Below are 17,014 nucleotides of genomic sequence, written 5' to 3' on the forward strand. Positions count from 1 at the left end.
GATGAAAAAACCACAAATTCGAAGTACTACCGTTATCGCCGTGCGGCGGGGCGGACATATCGCAATGGCCGGCGACGGGCAGGTAACGATGGGACAAACCGTCATGAAGGGGAATGCCCGCAAAGTGCGCAAAATGTACGAAGGCAAGGTTCTTGCCGGTTTTGCAGGCGCTACCGCCGACGCGTTCAATCTGTTCGATAAATTCGAAATGAAATTGCAGGAATACAACGGCGACATTACGCGAGCCGCCGTGGAGCTTGCAAAAATGTGGCGCACCGATAAGGCACTGCGCAATTTGGAAGCCCTGCTTTTAGTCGCGTCCAAAGATAAAATCCTTCTTATTTCGGGAACGGGCGACGTTATCGAACCGGAAAACGACGTATTGGCTATCGGTTCCGGCGGAAACTACGCGTATGCGGCAGCTTTGGCGTTTATGGAATCTTCCGAATTGAGCGCGCTTGAAATCGCCGAAAAAAGCCTTAAAATCGCATCGGATATTTGCATTTATACAAATCAGCATATTACCGCGGAGGAACTGTAATGAAGACTGTGCTTGAAGATTTAACTCCCAAACAAATAGTCGAACAATTGGACACGTATATAATCGGCCAAAAAAAAGCAAAGCGTTCGGTCGCCGTCGCGCTGCGCAACCGTACGCGGCGTTTAAAACTGCCCGAAGAAATACGCGAAGAAATCGCGCCGAAAAATATTTTGATGATAGGTCCGACCGGCGTCGGAAAAACCGAAATAGCGCGCCGTCTTGCAAAAATGTGCGGGGCGCCTTTTATAAAGGTTGAAGCGACAAAGTATACAGAAGTCGGCTATGTCGGCCGCGACGTGGAATCGATGGTGCGCGATTTAATGGCCGTCGGTTACAATATGGTGCGCGAAGAAATGCAGGAAAAGATGAAAGCGGCCGCCGAGCAAAAGGTTGAAGAAGACCTTTTGGATTTGCTGCTTCCCGGAAGTGGTAAAAAGCACAAGAATACTTCGGACGAAAACGGCAAACAGGAAGGCGGTTCCGTTATGCTGCCCTTTACCGTGTTCGGCACAAACGTTTCCGAAATTGCGGACGCCGCAGGCTCGCAGGATAAAAGCGGCGCTTCCGGGGGATTTTCGGCGCATAATTCCGCGCAAACTTCCGCAGCAGCTGGACAGGGCGAAAACGCGGGACTTTCCGCATCCGCCGCCGGCGATGAAAGCGCTCAACATGCCGAAAAAGAAGCCTTGTCTTCGACGCGCGAAAAATTCCGCCGCATGCTGCGCGAAAAAAAACTCGAAGAGCGCGAAGTTGAAGTCAGCGTAAAAAAACGTCAAAAAATGCCGTCGATGGAAATCATCGCCGGCGGCAACATGGAAGATATGGAAAGCGCCATGCAAAGCATTTCTTCGATGTTCGGCGGCAACCGCACAAAAAAACGGACGGTAAGCATCGCCGAAGCGCGCCAAATTCTGCTCGAAGACCATCTGGACCGCATGACCGATCCGGATAAAGCCGCCGACATTGCAAAAGAGCGGGTCGAACAAATGGGCATTATCTTTATCGACGAAATCGATAAAATCGCCGTCGAGGGGCACGGAAACGGCGCCAACGTATCGCGCGAAGGCGTTCAACGCGATATTTTGCCCATAGTCGAAGGCTCTTCGGTCAATACGAAATACGGCGTCGTCGACACGACGCACATACTCTTTATCGCGGCCGGCGCCTTCAATTTGTCCAAACCGTCCGACCTTATTCCCGAATTGCAGGGGCGCTTTCCGCTCCGCGTCGAATTGGATTCGCTGAACGCCGAAGATTTCGAGCGTATTTTAACCGAACCGAAAAACGCCCTTACGCGCCAATACGCCGACCTTTTGGAAACGGAACAAGTGCACATATCCTTTACGGACGAAGCCGTAAAGCGCATGAGCGCCCTCGCCGCGGACACCAATTCGCGCATGGAAAACATCGGGGCGAGGCGCCTTCATACGATTATGGAAACCCTTTTGGAAGATTTGTCGTTCAGCGCCGACGAACATGCGGGCGAAACGATCGAAATCACCGGCGAATACGTCGACGAGCGGCTCAAAGACATCGTTCAAAATCAGGATTTATCGAAGTATATATTGTAAACCTCTTTGCGCTGTGGTATGATAGCGCAAGGAGCAGTTCCGCTTTTTGCACCGTCCGCGCCTATAATTAGGTACGGAGGTGTATATGAAAAAATGCTTTGATGACTTAACCATCGCCGATGACTTTATGTTTTGTTCCGTTATGCAAGACCCTAAGTTATGTAAAAAACTTTTAAACATTGTCCTTTCAGACACAATCGGCACTATTACGAAATTACAGTATCAAACGGCATTCGAAAAAGGCAGCAGTAAGGGTATTCGCCTTGATGTGTGGGCAGGCGATGATAGCGGCACACTATACGACATAGAAATGCAAACCACTGACAAAAAAAATCTTGCCAAACGCTTACGCTATTATCAATCGGCGATCGATGTGAGTACATTGACTAAAGGTGGCGACTATAACGACTTACCCGACACCTTTATTATCTTCTTTTGTCCGTTTGACTATTTAAATGCGGGGCTGCCGATGTACACTTTTAAAACAATGTGCACGCAAAACTCACATTTGCAGTTGCCTGATGGTACAACAAAGGTTATACTTAACAGTAAGGCGGCCGAGAAAGAAAAGAATCCGGAGCTTAAAGCATTTTTGGAATACATGAACGGCAAAAAAAGCGAAGATACATTTGTCAAAGAGTTGGAACAGAGAATAGCAGAAATAAAACACAACGACCAAAGGAGGCACGATTATATGATAATGACAGCCTTTGAAGCCGATGCAAAACGGATTGGTAGATTGGAAGGCAGAAGCGAGGGCTTTGCCGACGGAGCATACCAAAAAGCGCTCGAAACGGCAAAACTCATGCAAATGCACAACTATCCGATTGCCGAAATTTGTGAAATGACCGGGCTTTCCAAGCAGGAAGTGGAATCGATTAATTAAATGGTAATGTGTAAGCCTCGGCAAGTTCGACATCAAAGTTGAGGTAACAATCGCCGATATTTTCCCCGTTACGGTAGAGGGCTGTACCGAAACGGAGCTTCAAAGCGCTACCGAAACCGTACTGCATACAAGGCCGCCAATCTTTCATATTGCAGAAATATCGCTTCCTGTGTTATTATAAAAAAGCACCGATTGTTTATTACAGGAGTTTTTGATGAAAGAATTTGTGTCGTCCGATAGCATACGGAATAACGCGCTTAAAATGGCGCACCGTATTTTGCAGGACGGTTTTATTCCCGATGTTATCTATGTGTCGCTTCGCGGAGGCGCGTACGTTGCGAACGTGCTCAGCGAATATTTTAAACTTGCCCGAAAAGATGTGCATCCGGTGCTGTATGCCGCCGTCGTTGCGCGCTCATATTCGGATATCCGCTGTCACAGCCGCGTTATGGTCGACGGCTGGACCTATTCGCCCGAACATTTGCGACCCGGCGACCGTATTTTGCTTGTGGACGATATTTTCGATACCGGCAGAACCATAAATCATTTAGTCGAAATTCTGCTCGAAAAGGGCATTCCGCGCAAAGACATAAAGGTTGCCGTTCACGACTACAAATATTTTACCGATTTGAAAGAGCAACTTCCCATTCAGCCCGATTATTGGTGCCGCAAGTTCACTCAGCCGAACCGAGATAACGACAACTGGCTGCATTATTTGAGCCACGAATTGGTCGGGTTGACGGCCGAAGAACGCGAAAAGTATTATTATGCGTCGGATCCGGAACTGCGCGACGTGCTCGAACCTTTGTTTCAGAAATCGGCAAAATAGAGAGGAAAATCGGAATGGAAAAAAAGACAAAAAAAAGAGCCGCATCCGCTTTGAACTTTTTTTTCGCCGTCCTCTTTTTATCTCTGCCGTTTTGCGGCGCGTATGCGAACGAAGGCTTAAAAAGCCTCCGGAGCGCCGCACCGGATTATGTCATCAATCCCGCTGCGGGCGTGTGGGCGAATTATCAAACGTTAGTGCTCGACTTACCCGAAGGCGCCGAAGCATTTTATTCGCTGAACGGCGAAGACCCTTCCGTGTCGGGCTTTGCATACGACGGTCCGGTTGTGCTTTCTGTTGCGGGCAGCGTTGCGCTCAGAATTGTCGTAACCGACGGTTCCGCCCCGATTTTCGAAACCGAAATTCCGTACACGGTCGTTCCGAAAGAAGAACCGGCGTATATACGGGCGGCGCGCCCGTTTTCCGCCGACGAAGCGTTTTTGCGTGTAAACTCGTCCGCCTATATCGATCTTCCCGAATCGGTTTCGTATACCGCAGGGCCCAGTCCGGTCTTTTTTACCGGGCGCCGGCTTATGCTGCCCTATGCTTCCGTGTACGAGCGCTTCGTTCCGCTTGCCGTCTACGACGGGGAAGTGCCGTTCCGCTATGTGCTTTTAACCGGAGGAGATGCGGAAAAATCACCCGGTTCGGAAACGGCCGGTGCGGCGGACGGAATCCTCTCTGCCGATACGCTTCCCGAATTCGATGATTGGAATTACGCGGCGTTTAAAACTCCGTTTCCGGTTTTTTATGCGATCGACGAAGGTCCCGTGCGCGTAAGCGCTTCGGCGCGCATCCGTATCGACAGAACAAAGCCGCATATGCTCTATTGGAAAATCGACGACGCGGAAAGTAAAGCGGCCGCCGCGGTGAACGCGGCCGGTACTCAAAGCGCGCTCGGTTTATCCGGTGCGCCGCTTTCGGAATTCAACCGGCTTTTTATTCCGCCCAAACCCGAACTTCATGGCCTTCCTGCGGTTCCTTCCGTGAACAAGGCGGTGAATCTGTCTTTCGACGATCCGGATTTTCTGTTCTGCGCTCGGACAAAAGACGGGAAAAAACTGTACTCGCCGGTTTTTTCGGTCGATGCGCTTGAAGGCGATGCTTTCGGTTTTTCGGAAAATATCGACGTACTGTATAAGGGCGTAAAGCAGGGCTCCGTGCGTCCTTCGTTTATTATCGATAAAATTCCGCCTTCGGCTCCCGTGTTTGTGTCGTCGGAAAAGGATTTTTATGCGCGAAAAGACATTGTCCTCGACATTCAAAGCGAAGGCGCCGTTTATTACCGCTTTGCCGAAACGTTCGAAGCCGAAAAGGGATTTTCCCGTTCCCGCATCGAAGACATAAACCGCGCGCTCGAATCCTCCCTTGCGGGCGAAAACGAAGAATCTTTTACGCGGCTTTCCGGCGGAAGTCTTATCCTTACATCGGGAGAAAAAAGCGCCCGATTGTACACGGTGGACGCGTACAGTGCCGATGCGGCCGGCAACAAAAGCCCCGTCGTGCGCTTTCAAACGGTTGCGGACGCCGTAAACTTTTACGCTTCGACCGCTGCCGAAGACGCTCAAGCCGACGGTTCTCCCGACAAACCCTTCGGTTCTTTTCCCGCTCTTTATACCGCGGTGCAAAAATCGGCTTCGCCCTTTGTGCGCTGCATGCTCGAGGGCACTTTTTCCGACATTCATCCGCTCCTTATAGAGCGCGACACCGAACTGTGCGGCGACGGAAAAACGCGCTTGCAGTTCGAAAAGGACGCATCGCTTACGGTGCGCAATGCGTTTTTCAATTTGAAAAACTGCACGCTCGAACGCTATGGTGTAGGCGAAAACGATATGCTTCAAACGTATCTGGTGCAAGCCGAAAACGCCGCGCTTTCTTTTTCGCATGCCGAACTCATATGCCGCGATCCGAACGGCGTTTCATGCTTCGGTCTGAAATCTTCTTCGCTCGACGCGGACTTTTGCGGCTTTACCGCCGAGGGCGTCGTATACGCGGATGCCGTCAGCGCAAAGGATTCGGTGGTGAATTTGCACAATGTGCGCTCCGTTGTAATTGCGCAAACGGGAGTCGGCGTAAAAAGCGTTCGCAGTTCGGTAACGGTTTTCGATTCGTCGTTCAGACTGAGCGGGAATCTGGTGCGGGCGCTCGAGTTCCTCGATTCGAATTTCGAACTCGGGAACAACGAGTTCGTTTCCGAAAAACCGATGAACGGCATGGGCGCCGTGTGGTCGAACGTTTTTCCCGACATCGCAATCGATGTTTCCAAAAATACCTACAGCGGTTTTTCTTCGCTGTACGCAAGCCGATGAGCGTGATTTGCGGTTTGGACGAAGCGGGAAGGGGACCCTTGGCCGGCCCCGTTACCGCCGCCGCCGTTATTCTGCCGCCCGATTTTCCCGTCGAACTGCTTAACGATTCCAAAAAACTTTCGGCAAAAAAACGCGGGACGCTCGAAATACTCATAAAAGAAAAAGCCGTCGCCTGGGCGGTTTCATCCGTAGACGAAAAAGAAATCGACCGCATCAATATTTTACGCGCAAGCCTGCTTGCGATGAAGCAAGCCTTTGAAAGCCTGTATGAGCGCCTTTATGAAAAACTTCCCGATCCGCGCCTCACAATCGAATGCATAGCCGACGGCACCTTTTGTCCCGAGGTCGGAGTGCCCTGTACCGCGCTCGTGCGCGCCGACTCGCTCGTTCCAGCGGTTATGGCGGCTTCCGTTTTGGCAAAAACGGAACGCGACCGCATTATGTGCGCTTACGCAAAACTGTATCCGGCTTACGGCTATGAACGGCACAAGGGCTATCCGACGCTTGAACACCGCACACTGTGCCGCAAGCTCGGCCCCTCTCCCATTCAGCGCATGAGCTTTTCGTATTAACCCCGATATGAAAAATGAGAAACGGGATTCAGCATGTGTAACGAAGCTGAAAAAACACATTTATAGCGAGGGCGTGAAAAAGGGGACCGTGAACGGCTTATGAGCGGAGTGAATTGCCTGAACGGACACTTTTTTACGCCCTATCGCGGACAAACTTTTTTATTATTCTTATTCATGCCGAATCTCTGTTTTTTTACCTGCTTGACAGTTGTTGTAATACCCGTATGATTGCAGCCGATAAGGAGGCACCGCCGTGTGTGAAGAATGTTATGTAAACGAAAGCCGGATAACACCGCTTTTGAATCCGCGGGAATGCTTGGAAAACCATATGCAATATGTGTGCGGAATCTGCGGCCGCTGTATTTGTATCGGGAAAACGGAAAAAGGACTGCAACGGTGGAATTTTCCGTTTCAGTCTTCGGAAATTGCAAAACTGTACTTGCGCACCGCCGATTACACAATGAAAAAATGCTGCGGTATATACGAAATCAAAAGCGCAAAGGGAAGAACCTTTTACAAAATATTCGCCGATGAAAACGACCTGAGTTCGTACTTAAAAACGAATAAAGACAAAACCTGCCCGGCCGGCGCCCCGGTTTTTTCGCAAAGCGAATACCGCGAGTTCCCGAACACAAAAGCGAAAAGACTCACTGCCGCCGAAGTATGCACGTACATGAAAGAAAGAGGCTCGGCTGTACCGGCTGCAAACGGAAACTCGCTGTAAATCTGTTTTTGTTCTTTACTCTTTTACGATCGGTACCCACAGTTCCATTTTGTAGGCGGGCGAGTCCGTGTCGCCTTCGGCATAGACTTCGAAGTCGGGGCTGCCCGCATGACGAAAACCATGTTCGGGAAAAAAGTTTTCCATAACGAATTTCCATCCGGCGTGAATACAGTCGGGGACGGCTCCTTCAAGCGTAACGACCGCATATTCGGCTGCGGGGATTTCGAGAACCGATAAACCGAGTTCCCGAGCTTTTTCTTTGCAGGATGCGCCGCGAAGGTCGTAGGCCGCCATATACGTAAAGTCTTTGCAATCGCTTACTTCCGTACATACGCCGAAACTTTGTCCGTTGCCGAGCTTTACCAATTGCGAATGCGGTATGTGCAAATACAACTTTTTCCACAGCGAAGGAAAATCATACGATGCGCAAACCGTTTCCTTTAAGCCTGCGACGCTGAACGCATCTTTTTTTTCGATTTTTACTTTCATCATGTTACCTCCCGTAACGGTTAACGACAGGCGAAGCGGCAAAAACGATGTGAATTCTTTTCCGTCTTTTACTTCGCTCGGCGACGCATTGTGAAATTTTTTAAACGCCGCGGCAAAAGAATCGGGGGACTCGTATCCGTATTTTAAAGCGATGTCGATGACTTTTTCGTTTGTGTTGCGCAAGTCGACGGCCGCCCGGCTCAGTTTTCGAAAACGCAGGTACTCGCCGAGCGTGTACCCCGTCAGTATCGAAAACAGTCTTGCAAAAAGTGCAAACGAATAGCGTGAAATCCGCGCGACTTCCTTTTCGTCGATTTCACCGTCAAGCACGCTTTCAATATAGTCCATCGTCCTGTTAAAAGAATTGAGCATGTTCACTCGGCTTCTCCCGTCTGAAAACAAAGTATAGGATCTTTTAACCGTTCCCGCCCGATATTTTTTGTACGGATTTTACGGGGTAGTATCGTCCTTTTTTCTTTTATGTGTCAATATATATGCTTTTTCTTTTACATCAAGCCTTTGACAACGCAGCATACAGGCGCTATACTCATGCCTATGACTTATAATTTTGATATCCGTGTAGACAGAAGAAATACCGATTCGCTTAAATATGACGGAGCCGAATCCGTATTCGGTAAAAAAGATATTATTCCGCTGTGGGTTGCCGATATGGATTTTCCGACCGCGCAGCCGGTTATCGACGCGATTTGCAAGCGCGCAAAAAGCGGTATTTACGGTTATACGCTGCGGCCGTCTTCCTATTTCGAGTCCGTGCGTGATTGGCAAAAAAAACGGAACGGCTGGCTCTTCGATACCGCTCTTGCATCTTTTTGTCCGGGCGTCGTTCCGGCTCTGGCCGCCGTTATAAGCGAATTTTCGCGCGAAGGACAGACCGTTTTATTTTTTACGCCGGTATATTCGGAGTTTTTTAATGCGACGAAAAACTGCGGCCGTCTTCCGCTTACCGTTCCGTTGACGCAAAGAGACGGCGGCATTATCGATATCGATTTTGATGCGTTTGAAAAAGCGCTGCAAAAAAAGCCCGCACTGTTTATTTTATGCCATCCGCACAATCCGCTCGGGCGTGTGTGGAAAAGATCCGAATTGGAAAAAATCGACGAATTGTGCCGCCGGTACAAGGTGCCCGTCGTGTCCGACGAAATCCATTCGGATATTATGCTCTGGGGCAACAAACATATTCCCTTTGCTTCAATCGGGTCTGAAGCCGCCGCAAATACGATTACCTGTACGTCGGCGACGAAAACCTTTAACCTTGCCGGTTTGCAAGCTTGTACGATCATCTTTCCCGATAAAGCGTCAAAAGAAAAATTCGATTCGTTTTGGCATCGCGTCGCTATCGGTATGCCTAACTGTTTCGGCGCTCTTGCAACCGAAATTGCTTTCCGTGAAGGCGAAGAATGGCTCGAACAGCTTTTGCGCTACATCGAAGGCAACGTAAGGTTCGTTAAAAATTATTTGGACGCAAAAATTCCGGAAATAAAAACCTATGTACCGCAAGGTACCTATTTGATGTGGCTCGACTGCCGCGCGCTCGGCATGAAAGGCGACGAGCTCTGCGATTTTATCGTAAACGAAGCGCGTTTGGGTTTAAGCGACGGAAGATCCTTCGGTGCACAGGACGGATATCTCAGGCTCAATGTCGCTTGCGCGCGCTCGGTTCTTGAGGAAGCTTTGGCGCGGCTCGAAAAAGCCGTTGAAAAAAAACGAAAATAATTTTACACGGAGGAGAATGTGTCTGACGATATAAAAGAATACGTTGTCGCGCTGCGGCGTAAATTCCATCGGATACCGGAAGTGTCTTTGCAGGAAAAAAAGACCGCCGAAAATATCCGAAAAGAATTGACAAAGCTGGGCGTTTCGTATGAAAAGGTCGGCGAGTACGGTACCGCCGCATGCATAAAAGGCGCTTTGAGCGGAAAAACCTATGCGTTCCGCGCCGACATCGATGCGCTGCCCGTAGAAGAGCAAACGGGGCTTCCGTTCAAATCGGAACATCCGGGCTGCATGCACGCGTGCGGTCATGACGGTCATATCGCGATTCTCTTGGCTTTTGCAAAAGAGCTGCAATCGCTTAAAGCCGAACTGAAGGGAACCGTGTACCTGTGTTTTCAGCAAGCCGAAGAAATCGGTAAGGGGCACGAAGAGATGATCGCCTATCTTAAAAAGGCCGGCAAAATCGAATCGATAATCGGTTCGCACCTGTGGGCCGATATTCCCGTCGGAAAAATATCTTTGCAGCCGGGCGCGGTAATGGCCGGGACGACGAGTTTCCGCATCACTGTAACCGGAAAAGGCTGCCACGGCTCAAGACCCGACCAGGGAATCGATCCGATAAATGCCGGAGCGATGATTGTCGGAGAAGCGTTCCGAATTAAAGACCGGGAATTCAGCCCGCTGCAAAACAATACGCTCAGCTTCGGAATGTTCCACAGCGGAAGCGCTACGAACGTTATTCCCGACCGCGCGGAACTCAGCGGAACAATGCGCTTTTTTTCGTCCGCCGAAAAAAAACAGCTGATTTCGGTTATCGACCGCAGCTGTAAAGCCGCCGCAACGCTCACGAGAACGAAAATCGAATGGACGACGCCGGTCGGTCTTCCGCCGGTCGTAAACGACGCTTTGTGCGTCGCCAAAGCTCTGCCGTCGGCTCAAGCGGTTTTCGGGAGCAAAAACGTCATTCACTTTGAGCGGATTATGGGCGCCGACAATTACGGTTGTTATTTGCAGAAATTTCCCGGTTTTTACGCCTTTATCGGCATAGGGAACAAGGCGAAGGGTATCGTGCACGCTCATCACAACGGCAAATTCGATATGGACGAAGCGGCTTTGGAAAGCGCCGTCCGGTTTTACGTCGATTTTATAAAACGAAATATGTAGGATTTCTTCGGAGGAATAAAATGGAGAACTCAAATAAAAAAAAGGCACAGCTTACGGGCGTACTGGGCTTTATTGAACGTGCGGGAAATAAAATTCCGCATCCGATTTATATGTTTATCGCGTTTTTCTTTTTAACGCTGATTTTATCCCCCGTCTGCGCCGCAGCCGGGGTAAAGGTTATCAATCCGATAAACAATAAAGAAGTTGCCGCGGTGAATTTGCTTACTGCAAAAAGTATCGCCGAAATACTGCAAAGTTTCCCGTCGGTATGGGCGGGCTTTGCTCCGATCGGCGCGGTATTCATCGCGACGCTCGGATTGGGCGTTGCCAACGGAAGCGGTTTTTTAAAAGGTATTTTATCGCTTGCTTCAAACTTTAAATCGAAGTTTTTGGTAACGATGATTGTGGTGTTGATCGGCATAAACGGCAACCTCATCGGCGACAGTGCCTTTGTCGTTTTTCCGCCGCTTATTGCCGTGCTGTATATAAACTTAAAGCGTAATCCTTTGGCGGGACTTTTTACCGCTTATGCGTCCGTAGCCTGCGGTTTCGGTGCCGCCCTTGTTGTGGGCAACGGAGACGCGATGCTTGCCGGCATGACAGAAGCCGCCGCCCATCTGGTGGATCCCGCGATGGTCGTTTCGCCTGCGAGCGGCTATTATTTTATGCTTGCTTCGACGCTTTTGTTAAGTCCAGCCGTCGCATGGGTTTCGATACGATTTATAGAAAAGAAGCTTGACGAAACCGGTATGGGCGTCGAATTCGAGCTTGAAGAACAGGAGCATTTTGCGGTTTCTCTTACCGGCGTACAAAAAAAAGCCATGAGAATGTCCGCCGTGAGTTTGGCGGCGCTGGTTTTGCTTATCGTCGTTATGGGATTTAAAGGCATGCCGTTCGCTCCGCCGGAAGGGAAATCCTTTGCGTTCAGTCCGATGCTGCGTGCCATACCCGCGGTTATTCTGTTCGTATTCGCCGTCCCCGGTTATGTGTACGGAAAAGTTACCGGTTCGATTAAAAAATTCAAAGACATCTTCGATATGATGACAAACGAATTGAAAACGATTGCGCCGTTTTTTCTTATTTGTTTTTTTGCGAGCCAGTTTATTTCGGTTTTTGCAAAAAGCAATTTGGGAACGATTATCGCGATCAATTGCGGTATGTTCCTTAAAAACAGCGGCATTCAGGGCGTCGGCCTCTTTATCGCGTTCGTATTTTTGATTGCGATCATAAATCTTTTTGTAAGCAGCATGAGTGCCAAATGGGCGGTTCTTTCTACGGTCTTCGTTCCGATGCTTTTGATTGCCGGCATAACGCCCGCGGCAACGCAAATGGTCTACCGCATAGGCGACAGCTTAACCAATAATATCACGCCGACGTTCGCCTATTTGGGAATTATTTTGGCTTATGCGCAAAAGTATGATAAGCGCGCGCAAACGGGAACGGTTATGGCGTATATGCTGCCCTTTTCGATAGCCTTTACGCTTATCTGGGTGGCGTTTTTGGCGCTGTGGACCGTTTCGGGGTTGCCGATAGGGCCGGGCTATCACGTTTTTATGTAATTTGCTATACTCGGTGAACATGCAGGTTTTTTCATGGGACGATGTTCTTAATTCAAAGGTTTCGGACTTTATTGCGGGAAGCGGTACCGCGCTGACTGTCGGCGGTTTCGACGGCCCGCATCGGGGGCACGAGGTTTTATGTGCGAAAGTTGTTGCGGATGCCCGAAAACGCGCTCTTTTACCCGGTCTTATTACCTTTACACATTCTCCGCGCGCTTTTAAGCAGCAGGATTCATATGAAGGCGACATATCGACGCTGCGTTTGCGCTTGAAAGTTTTTAAGCAATGGGGCTTCGCTTTCGCCGTAGTCATTGACTTTTCCTCCGATTTCAGTAAAATGGAGGGGTATACCTTTTTAACCGTATTAAAAGATTACTGCGGAATGCGTTTTTTCGAAGTGGGAAAACTTTTCCGCTGCGGGCATAATCACGCGGCCGGAGAAGACGAAATACGGAAGTTTGCCGGCGAACACGGAATCGAATGCGATTTTGTGTCTTTGGCAGCCGACGGCGGCAGCCGCATAAGTTCCAGCGCCGTGCGCCGGTGCATCCGCTCGGGCAGTCTCGATAAAGCCGAACAGCTTTTGGGACGGCCGTTCGAAATCGACTGCTTGTGCTTCAGCGCCGAAAACGAGGGCGGTAAAACGGTCGCGTTAAAAAAATACGGGGGCGGGCAAGACTGTTTTCAAATACTGCCGCCCGACGGCGTTTACCGCGTAAACGTTTCGGCATCGGATGCCGGAAAAAAAATCGGTTTTGCAGCGGATTTACATGCGGGTTCTTCCGTCCTTCGCCTGGATGTGCCCGATGTATATAAAAATTGCCGGCTCGATACGATCCGGTTTAAAAATTGAGACTTTAAGGATTAAAATAAAAGGAGTAAGTATGGCACTTACAAAAGAAAAAACGGTATCGGTTGTAAACAATTTTGGTGCGAATGAAAGAGACACCGGAAATACGAAAGTTCAAATCGCATTATTAACCGAACGGATTAAACAGCTTACCGAGCACTGTAAGACGTTTAAAAAAGACACCGGGGCGTCGCGCTCTCTTATAAAGCTGGTCGGTCAGCGCAGAAGACTGCTCAAATACTTGCAGCGCAGAGATTTGGAAACGTACCGCGCGCTTATTAAAGACCTCGGTTTGCGTAAATAATAGAATAAGAAGGATTAAATGGTTCACAGAGTTACATATAAAATCGGCGATGACGAGCTGATTTTGGAAACGGGCCGGATTGCCAAACAGGCGAACGGCGCCGTGTACGCGCAATACGGCGGTTCGGCCGTTATCGCGACGGTATGTGCTTCTCCTTCCGCACAGGAAGGCTTGGATTACGTACCGCTCACCGTCGATTACAACGAAAAATATTATGCCGCGGGAAAAATTCCCGGCGGTTTTATAAAAAGGGAAGGGCGCCCCAAGGATAAGGAAATCCTCGTGTCGCGCCTTATCGACCGGCCCATGCGCCCCCTGTTCGATATTGCTTTCGGGCGCGAAATTCAAATTATTCCGACCTGCATTTCTTCGGATCAAATAAACCCGCCGGACATACTTTCGGTTATCGCAAGTTCGGCCGCCGTGCATATTTCGGACATACCCTTTAACGGACCGGTTGCCGGAGTGCGCGTCGGGTACGTAAACGGCGAATATATTTTGAATCCGACCTACGAGCAAATCGAAAAAGGCGATATGGAAATCGTCGTTGCGGGAACAGCCGACGGCTTTACGATGGTCGAAGGCGGCGCAAACGAAGTGTCCGAAGACGTTATGCTCGGCGCTTTGGAAAAAGCGCAGGATTTTATCGCCGCAATGTGCCGCTTGCAGGATGAACTGCGCAAACTTGCCGGAAAAGAAAAGCTTCCGCTTTCGCCGCTGCAGGTTGCCCTTGAAAATAAAGATGCCATGCTCGCCGAAGCGCTTCCGCAAATGGAAAAAGCCTGCTTTGTAAAGGGCAAGCACGAACGGCGCGACGCGATTGCATCCGTAAAAACGTTGCTCGCCGAAAAATACGCGGAGCAGCTCGAAGACGAAGCGCAAAAAAAATTGTTCGATGCGCTTTTTGAAGACATGGAATACAATATTTTGCGCAAAAGCATTCTCGATAAGGGCGTGCGCGTCGACGGGCGCGGAACGGAAGATATCCGTCCCATTACCTGCGAAATCGGCGTACTGCCGCGTCCGCACGGTTCGGCGCTGTTTACGCGCGGCGAAACCCAATCGCTTGCGGTTGCAACCTTGGGCACCATGCTCGACGAACAGGTGTACGACGACATAGACGGTGATCGGCGCGAACACTTTATTTTGCATTACAACTTCCCGCCGTATTCGGTCGGCGAAGTCGGCAGAATGGGAACCGGACGGCGCGAAATAGGACACGGTAATTTGGCGCGCCGCTCGTTGGAGCCGATGGTGCCGAGCCGCGAAAAGTTCCCGTATACAATCCGCGTCGTTTCCGAAATTATGGAATCGAACGGTTCTTCTTCGATGGCGTCGGTGTGCGGCGGTACCTTGTGCATGCTCGCCGCGGGCGTTCCGATGAAAAAGAGCGTCGCCGGTATAGCGATGGGACTTATTACCGAAGGTACCGAAAGTAACGCGTACGAAAAATATGCGATTTTGTCCGATATTTTGGGCGAAGAAGACCACCTCGGCGACATGGACTTTAAAGTTGCGGGCACCGTAGACGGTATTACCGGCTTTCAAATGGACATTAAAATCGCCGGCGTTACAAAAGAAATTATGACGAAGGCGCTCGCTCAGGCAAAGCGCGGCCGTTTGCATATTTTGGGTATTATGAACCAAACGATCGACAAGCCCGCCGCCGAAATAAGCAAGTATGCGCCCAAGATCGAAACGATGAAAATCGACGTGGATAAAATCGGAGCGCTTATCGGGCCGGGCGGCAAAAACATAAAAGCCGTTTCCGCCCAATACGGCGTTACGATCAATACCGAAGACGACGGAACGGTTACGATTTACGGCAAAAACGCCGCCTCAACCGACGGTGCAAAAGCGGCCGTAAAGGGAATCGTCGAAGATCCGGAAGTCGGCTTGATTTACAACGGTACGGTTAAGCGCATTATGGACTTCGGCGCCTTTGTCGAAATTCTTCCCGGCAAAGAAGGCTTGTGCCATATTTCCAAGTTTTCGCGCACGAAAATCGCTTCGGTGTCGGACGTCGTAAGCGAGGGTCAGCAAATTCCCGTAAAACTGCTGGAAATCGATAAGATGGGCAGATTGAATTTATCCTACATCGATGCCGTTGAAGCGCAGCACAAGTAAAAAAACGGAGCCGGCCGCAAGGCCGGTTTTTAAACGCAGATTTTCAAACGGCGTTACGCTGATTGCCGAACCGATTGAAGCCGTGCGGACGGTTGCAATCGGTTTTTGGTTTTCCTGCGGTTCGCGCTACGAACAAAAAGGCCGGCGCGGCATAAGTCATTTTGCCGAACACATGCTTTTTAAAGGCACAAAAAGCCGCAGCGCTTTCGATATCGCGTCCGCATTCGACCGCATGGGCGGTTATGCGAACGCCTTTACCGAGCGCGAACAGGTGTGCCTGTATTGCGTTGTCCCGTCTTTTTATGCCAAAGATGCGCTGGACATTTTGTGCGACATGGCCGAACATTCCGTGTTTTTGAGCGAAGAAACGGAGCGCGAGCGCACGGTTATCGAAAGCGAAATAGAAGCGTCGGCCGACGATCCCGAAGACGCCGCCTTGGACGCGGTGAGCGACATTTTATGGCCCGGCGATCCCTTGTCGTTTCCGATTGCGGGTACCGTTAAAGACGTGCGGAAGTTGACCGCCGATTCGGTGCGCTCGTGGTATGCCGATTTTTTTCAAAAAGGAGAGCTTACCGTCTGCGTCGCGGGCAACGTAAATCCCGAAGCTTTGTGTTCCCGTCTTGAAAAATTGGGGCCGCACGCCGCTTGTCGTCCCCGTATTCAGTCCGTTCCCGCAGTTGCGCAAATTCCCGCAGGTGTACTGCTTTCTCCGACTCCGAAAAAAAGAAGCAAGGGAGGCGTGCATTTTTTAAGCGCCGATTTTCAGCAGGAACAGTTTTTCGTTTTATATCCATTGCGCTTTCCGTTTACGCTGAAAGATTATTACGCTTGGTCGGTTCTCAATGCGCTTATCGGCGATACGATGAGCTCAAGGCTTTTTCAAGCGTTGCGTGAACGGAGCGGCTATTGCTATACCGTGTACAGTTTTTTTTCGCTCTATGCCGACTGCGGCTATTGGTGCGCCTATGCGTGCGCGCCGAAAAAAAACGCCGCAAAAATCCTTGCCGTAGTGCGCGACGAACTGCAATTACTTGTGCAAAAGGGCTTCGGCGACGATGAAATCCGCGCGGCAAAAGAGCATGTGTGCGGCGAAGAAATCATCAATGCCGAAGATACCGAACACCGCATGAAGCGCCTCGCGCGCTGCGCGTTTTACGGCTTTGTTCAGACGCCCTTCGACGAAAGCCTTAAAGCGATACGCGGTTTGAGCGGAGCAGAACTTGAGTCGGCTTTGCAAAGCCTGCTTGCTTCGCCCGAAAAAATCGTTGTCGCCTACGGCCCCGAATTGTCTTCTTCCGTTCAAAAAAAGATAAAATCGCTGTACCGCGCCGAAAATTAAAAAAATATCGATTTTT

General features: G+C 50.1%; 15 protein-coding genes. 14 read left to right on the plus strand and 1 reads right to left on the minus strand.

Annotated elements, in window-relative coordinates; translation table 11 throughout:
* Position 1: 1 nt before the first annotated feature.
* From hslV to HMPREF9194_RS03890, 7 genes are all read left to right on the plus strand, one after another.
* Positions 2–541, plus strand: coding sequence for an ATP-dependent protease subunit HslV (gene hslV, locus HMPREF9194_RS03860; RefSeq protein ID WP_016525068.1), 540 nt, complete (start codon positions 2–4; stop codon positions 539–541).
* On the plus strand, positions 541–2,112 hold the full coding sequence (gene hslU / locus HMPREF9194_RS03865) for an ATP-dependent protease ATPase subunit HslU (RefSeq protein ID WP_016525069.1): 1,572 nt from the start codon (positions 541–543) through the stop codon (positions 2,110–2,112). The genes hslV and hslU overlap by 1 nt, the downstream gene beginning before the upstream one ends.
* An 85-nt stretch (positions 2,113–2,197) precedes the next feature.
* Positions 2,198–2,998, plus strand: a complete 801-nt coding sequence (locus HMPREF9194_RS03870; RefSeq protein WP_016525070.1) for an Rpn family recombination-promoting nuclease/putative transposase — start codon at positions 2,198–2,200, stop codon at positions 2,996–2,998.
* 214 nt (positions 2,999–3,212) lie between these two features.
* Complete coding sequence (locus tag HMPREF9194_RS03875; RefSeq protein ID WP_016525071.1) at positions 3,213–3,827, plus strand: phosphoribosyltransferase; 615 nt, start codon at positions 3,213–3,215, stop codon at positions 3,825–3,827.
* 14 nt (positions 3,828–3,841) lie between these two features.
* Positions 3,842–6,133 (plus strand): chitobiase/beta-hexosaminidase C-terminal domain-containing protein, encoded by a 2,292-nt coding sequence (locus HMPREF9194_RS03880; protein ID WP_016525072.1) that lies wholly within the window; start codon positions 3,842–3,844, stop codon positions 6,131–6,133.
* On the plus strand, positions 6,130–6,705 hold the full coding sequence (locus HMPREF9194_RS03885; RefSeq protein WP_016525073.1) for a ribonuclease HII: 576 nt from the start codon (positions 6,130–6,132) through the stop codon (positions 6,703–6,705). The genes HMPREF9194_RS03880 and HMPREF9194_RS03885 overlap by 4 nt, the downstream gene beginning before the upstream one ends.
* A 253-nt stretch (positions 6,706–6,958) precedes the next feature.
* Positions 6,959–7,429 (plus strand): hypothetical protein, encoded by a 471-nt coding sequence (locus HMPREF9194_RS03890; protein ID WP_016525074.1) that lies wholly within the window; start codon positions 6,959–6,961, stop codon positions 7,427–7,429.
* A 15-nt stretch (positions 7,430–7,444) separates the two neighbouring features.
* On the opposite strand, the gene HMPREF9194_RS03895 is transcribed toward HMPREF9194_RS03890, so the two are convergent.
* Positions 7,445–8,290: an AraC family transcriptional regulator gene (locus tag HMPREF9194_RS03895; RefSeq protein ID WP_040846170.1), complete on the minus strand. Its 846-nt coding sequence runs from the start codon at positions 8,288–8,290 to the stop codon at positions 7,445–7,447.
* 183 nt (positions 8,291–8,473) lie between these two features.
* Between HMPREF9194_RS03895 and HMPREF9194_RS03900 the strand changes: the two genes are divergently transcribed.
* The 7 genes from HMPREF9194_RS03900 to HMPREF9194_RS03930 are packed head-to-tail and all read left to right on the plus strand — an operon-like array spanning position 8,474 to position 16,998.
* Positions 8,474–9,652, plus strand: a complete 1,179-nt coding sequence (locus tag HMPREF9194_RS03900) for a MalY/PatB family protein (RefSeq protein WP_040846171.1) — start codon at positions 8,474–8,476, stop codon at positions 9,650–9,652.
* Positions 9,653–9,670: 18 nt separating this feature from the next.
* Positions 9,671–10,816 (plus strand): M20 metallopeptidase family protein, encoded by a 1,146-nt coding sequence (locus HMPREF9194_RS03905; protein ID WP_016525077.1) that lies wholly within the window; start codon positions 9,671–9,673, stop codon positions 10,814–10,816.
* Between the two features lie 20 nt (positions 10,817–10,836).
* Entirely contained in the window at positions 10,837–12,375 is a 1,539-nt protein-coding gene (locus HMPREF9194_RS03910; RefSeq protein WP_016525078.1) for an AbgT family transporter, read from the plus strand.
* 19 nt (positions 12,376–12,394) lie between these two features.
* A complete protein-coding gene (locus HMPREF9194_RS03915) occupies positions 12,395–13,228 on the plus strand; it encodes an FAD synthetase family protein (RefSeq protein ID WP_016525079.1) in 834 nt (277 codons plus the stop codon).
* 31 nt (positions 13,229–13,259) lie between these two features.
* Positions 13,260–13,529 (plus strand): 30S ribosomal protein S15, encoded by a 270-nt coding sequence (gene rpsO, locus HMPREF9194_RS03920; RefSeq protein ID WP_016525080.1) that lies wholly within the window; start codon positions 13,260–13,262, stop codon positions 13,527–13,529.
* Positions 13,530–13,547: 18 nt separating this feature from the next.
* Positions 13,548–15,656, plus strand: a complete 2,109-nt coding sequence (pnp, locus tag HMPREF9194_RS03925) for a polyribonucleotide nucleotidyltransferase (RefSeq protein WP_016525081.1) — start codon at positions 13,548–13,550, stop codon at positions 15,654–15,656.
* Positions 15,631–16,998 (plus strand): M16 family metallopeptidase, encoded by a 1,368-nt coding sequence (locus HMPREF9194_RS03930; protein WP_016525082.1) that lies wholly within the window; start codon positions 15,631–15,633, stop codon positions 16,996–16,998. The genes pnp and HMPREF9194_RS03930 overlap by 26 nt, the downstream gene beginning before the upstream one ends.
* Positions 16,999–17,014 lie beyond the last annotated feature (16 nt).

It is taken from the genome of Treponema maltophilum ATCC 51939, from assembly GCF_000413055.1.
Classification (GTDB): domain Bacteria; phylum Spirochaetota; class Spirochaetia; order Treponematales; family Treponemataceae; genus Treponema_C; species Treponema_C maltophilum.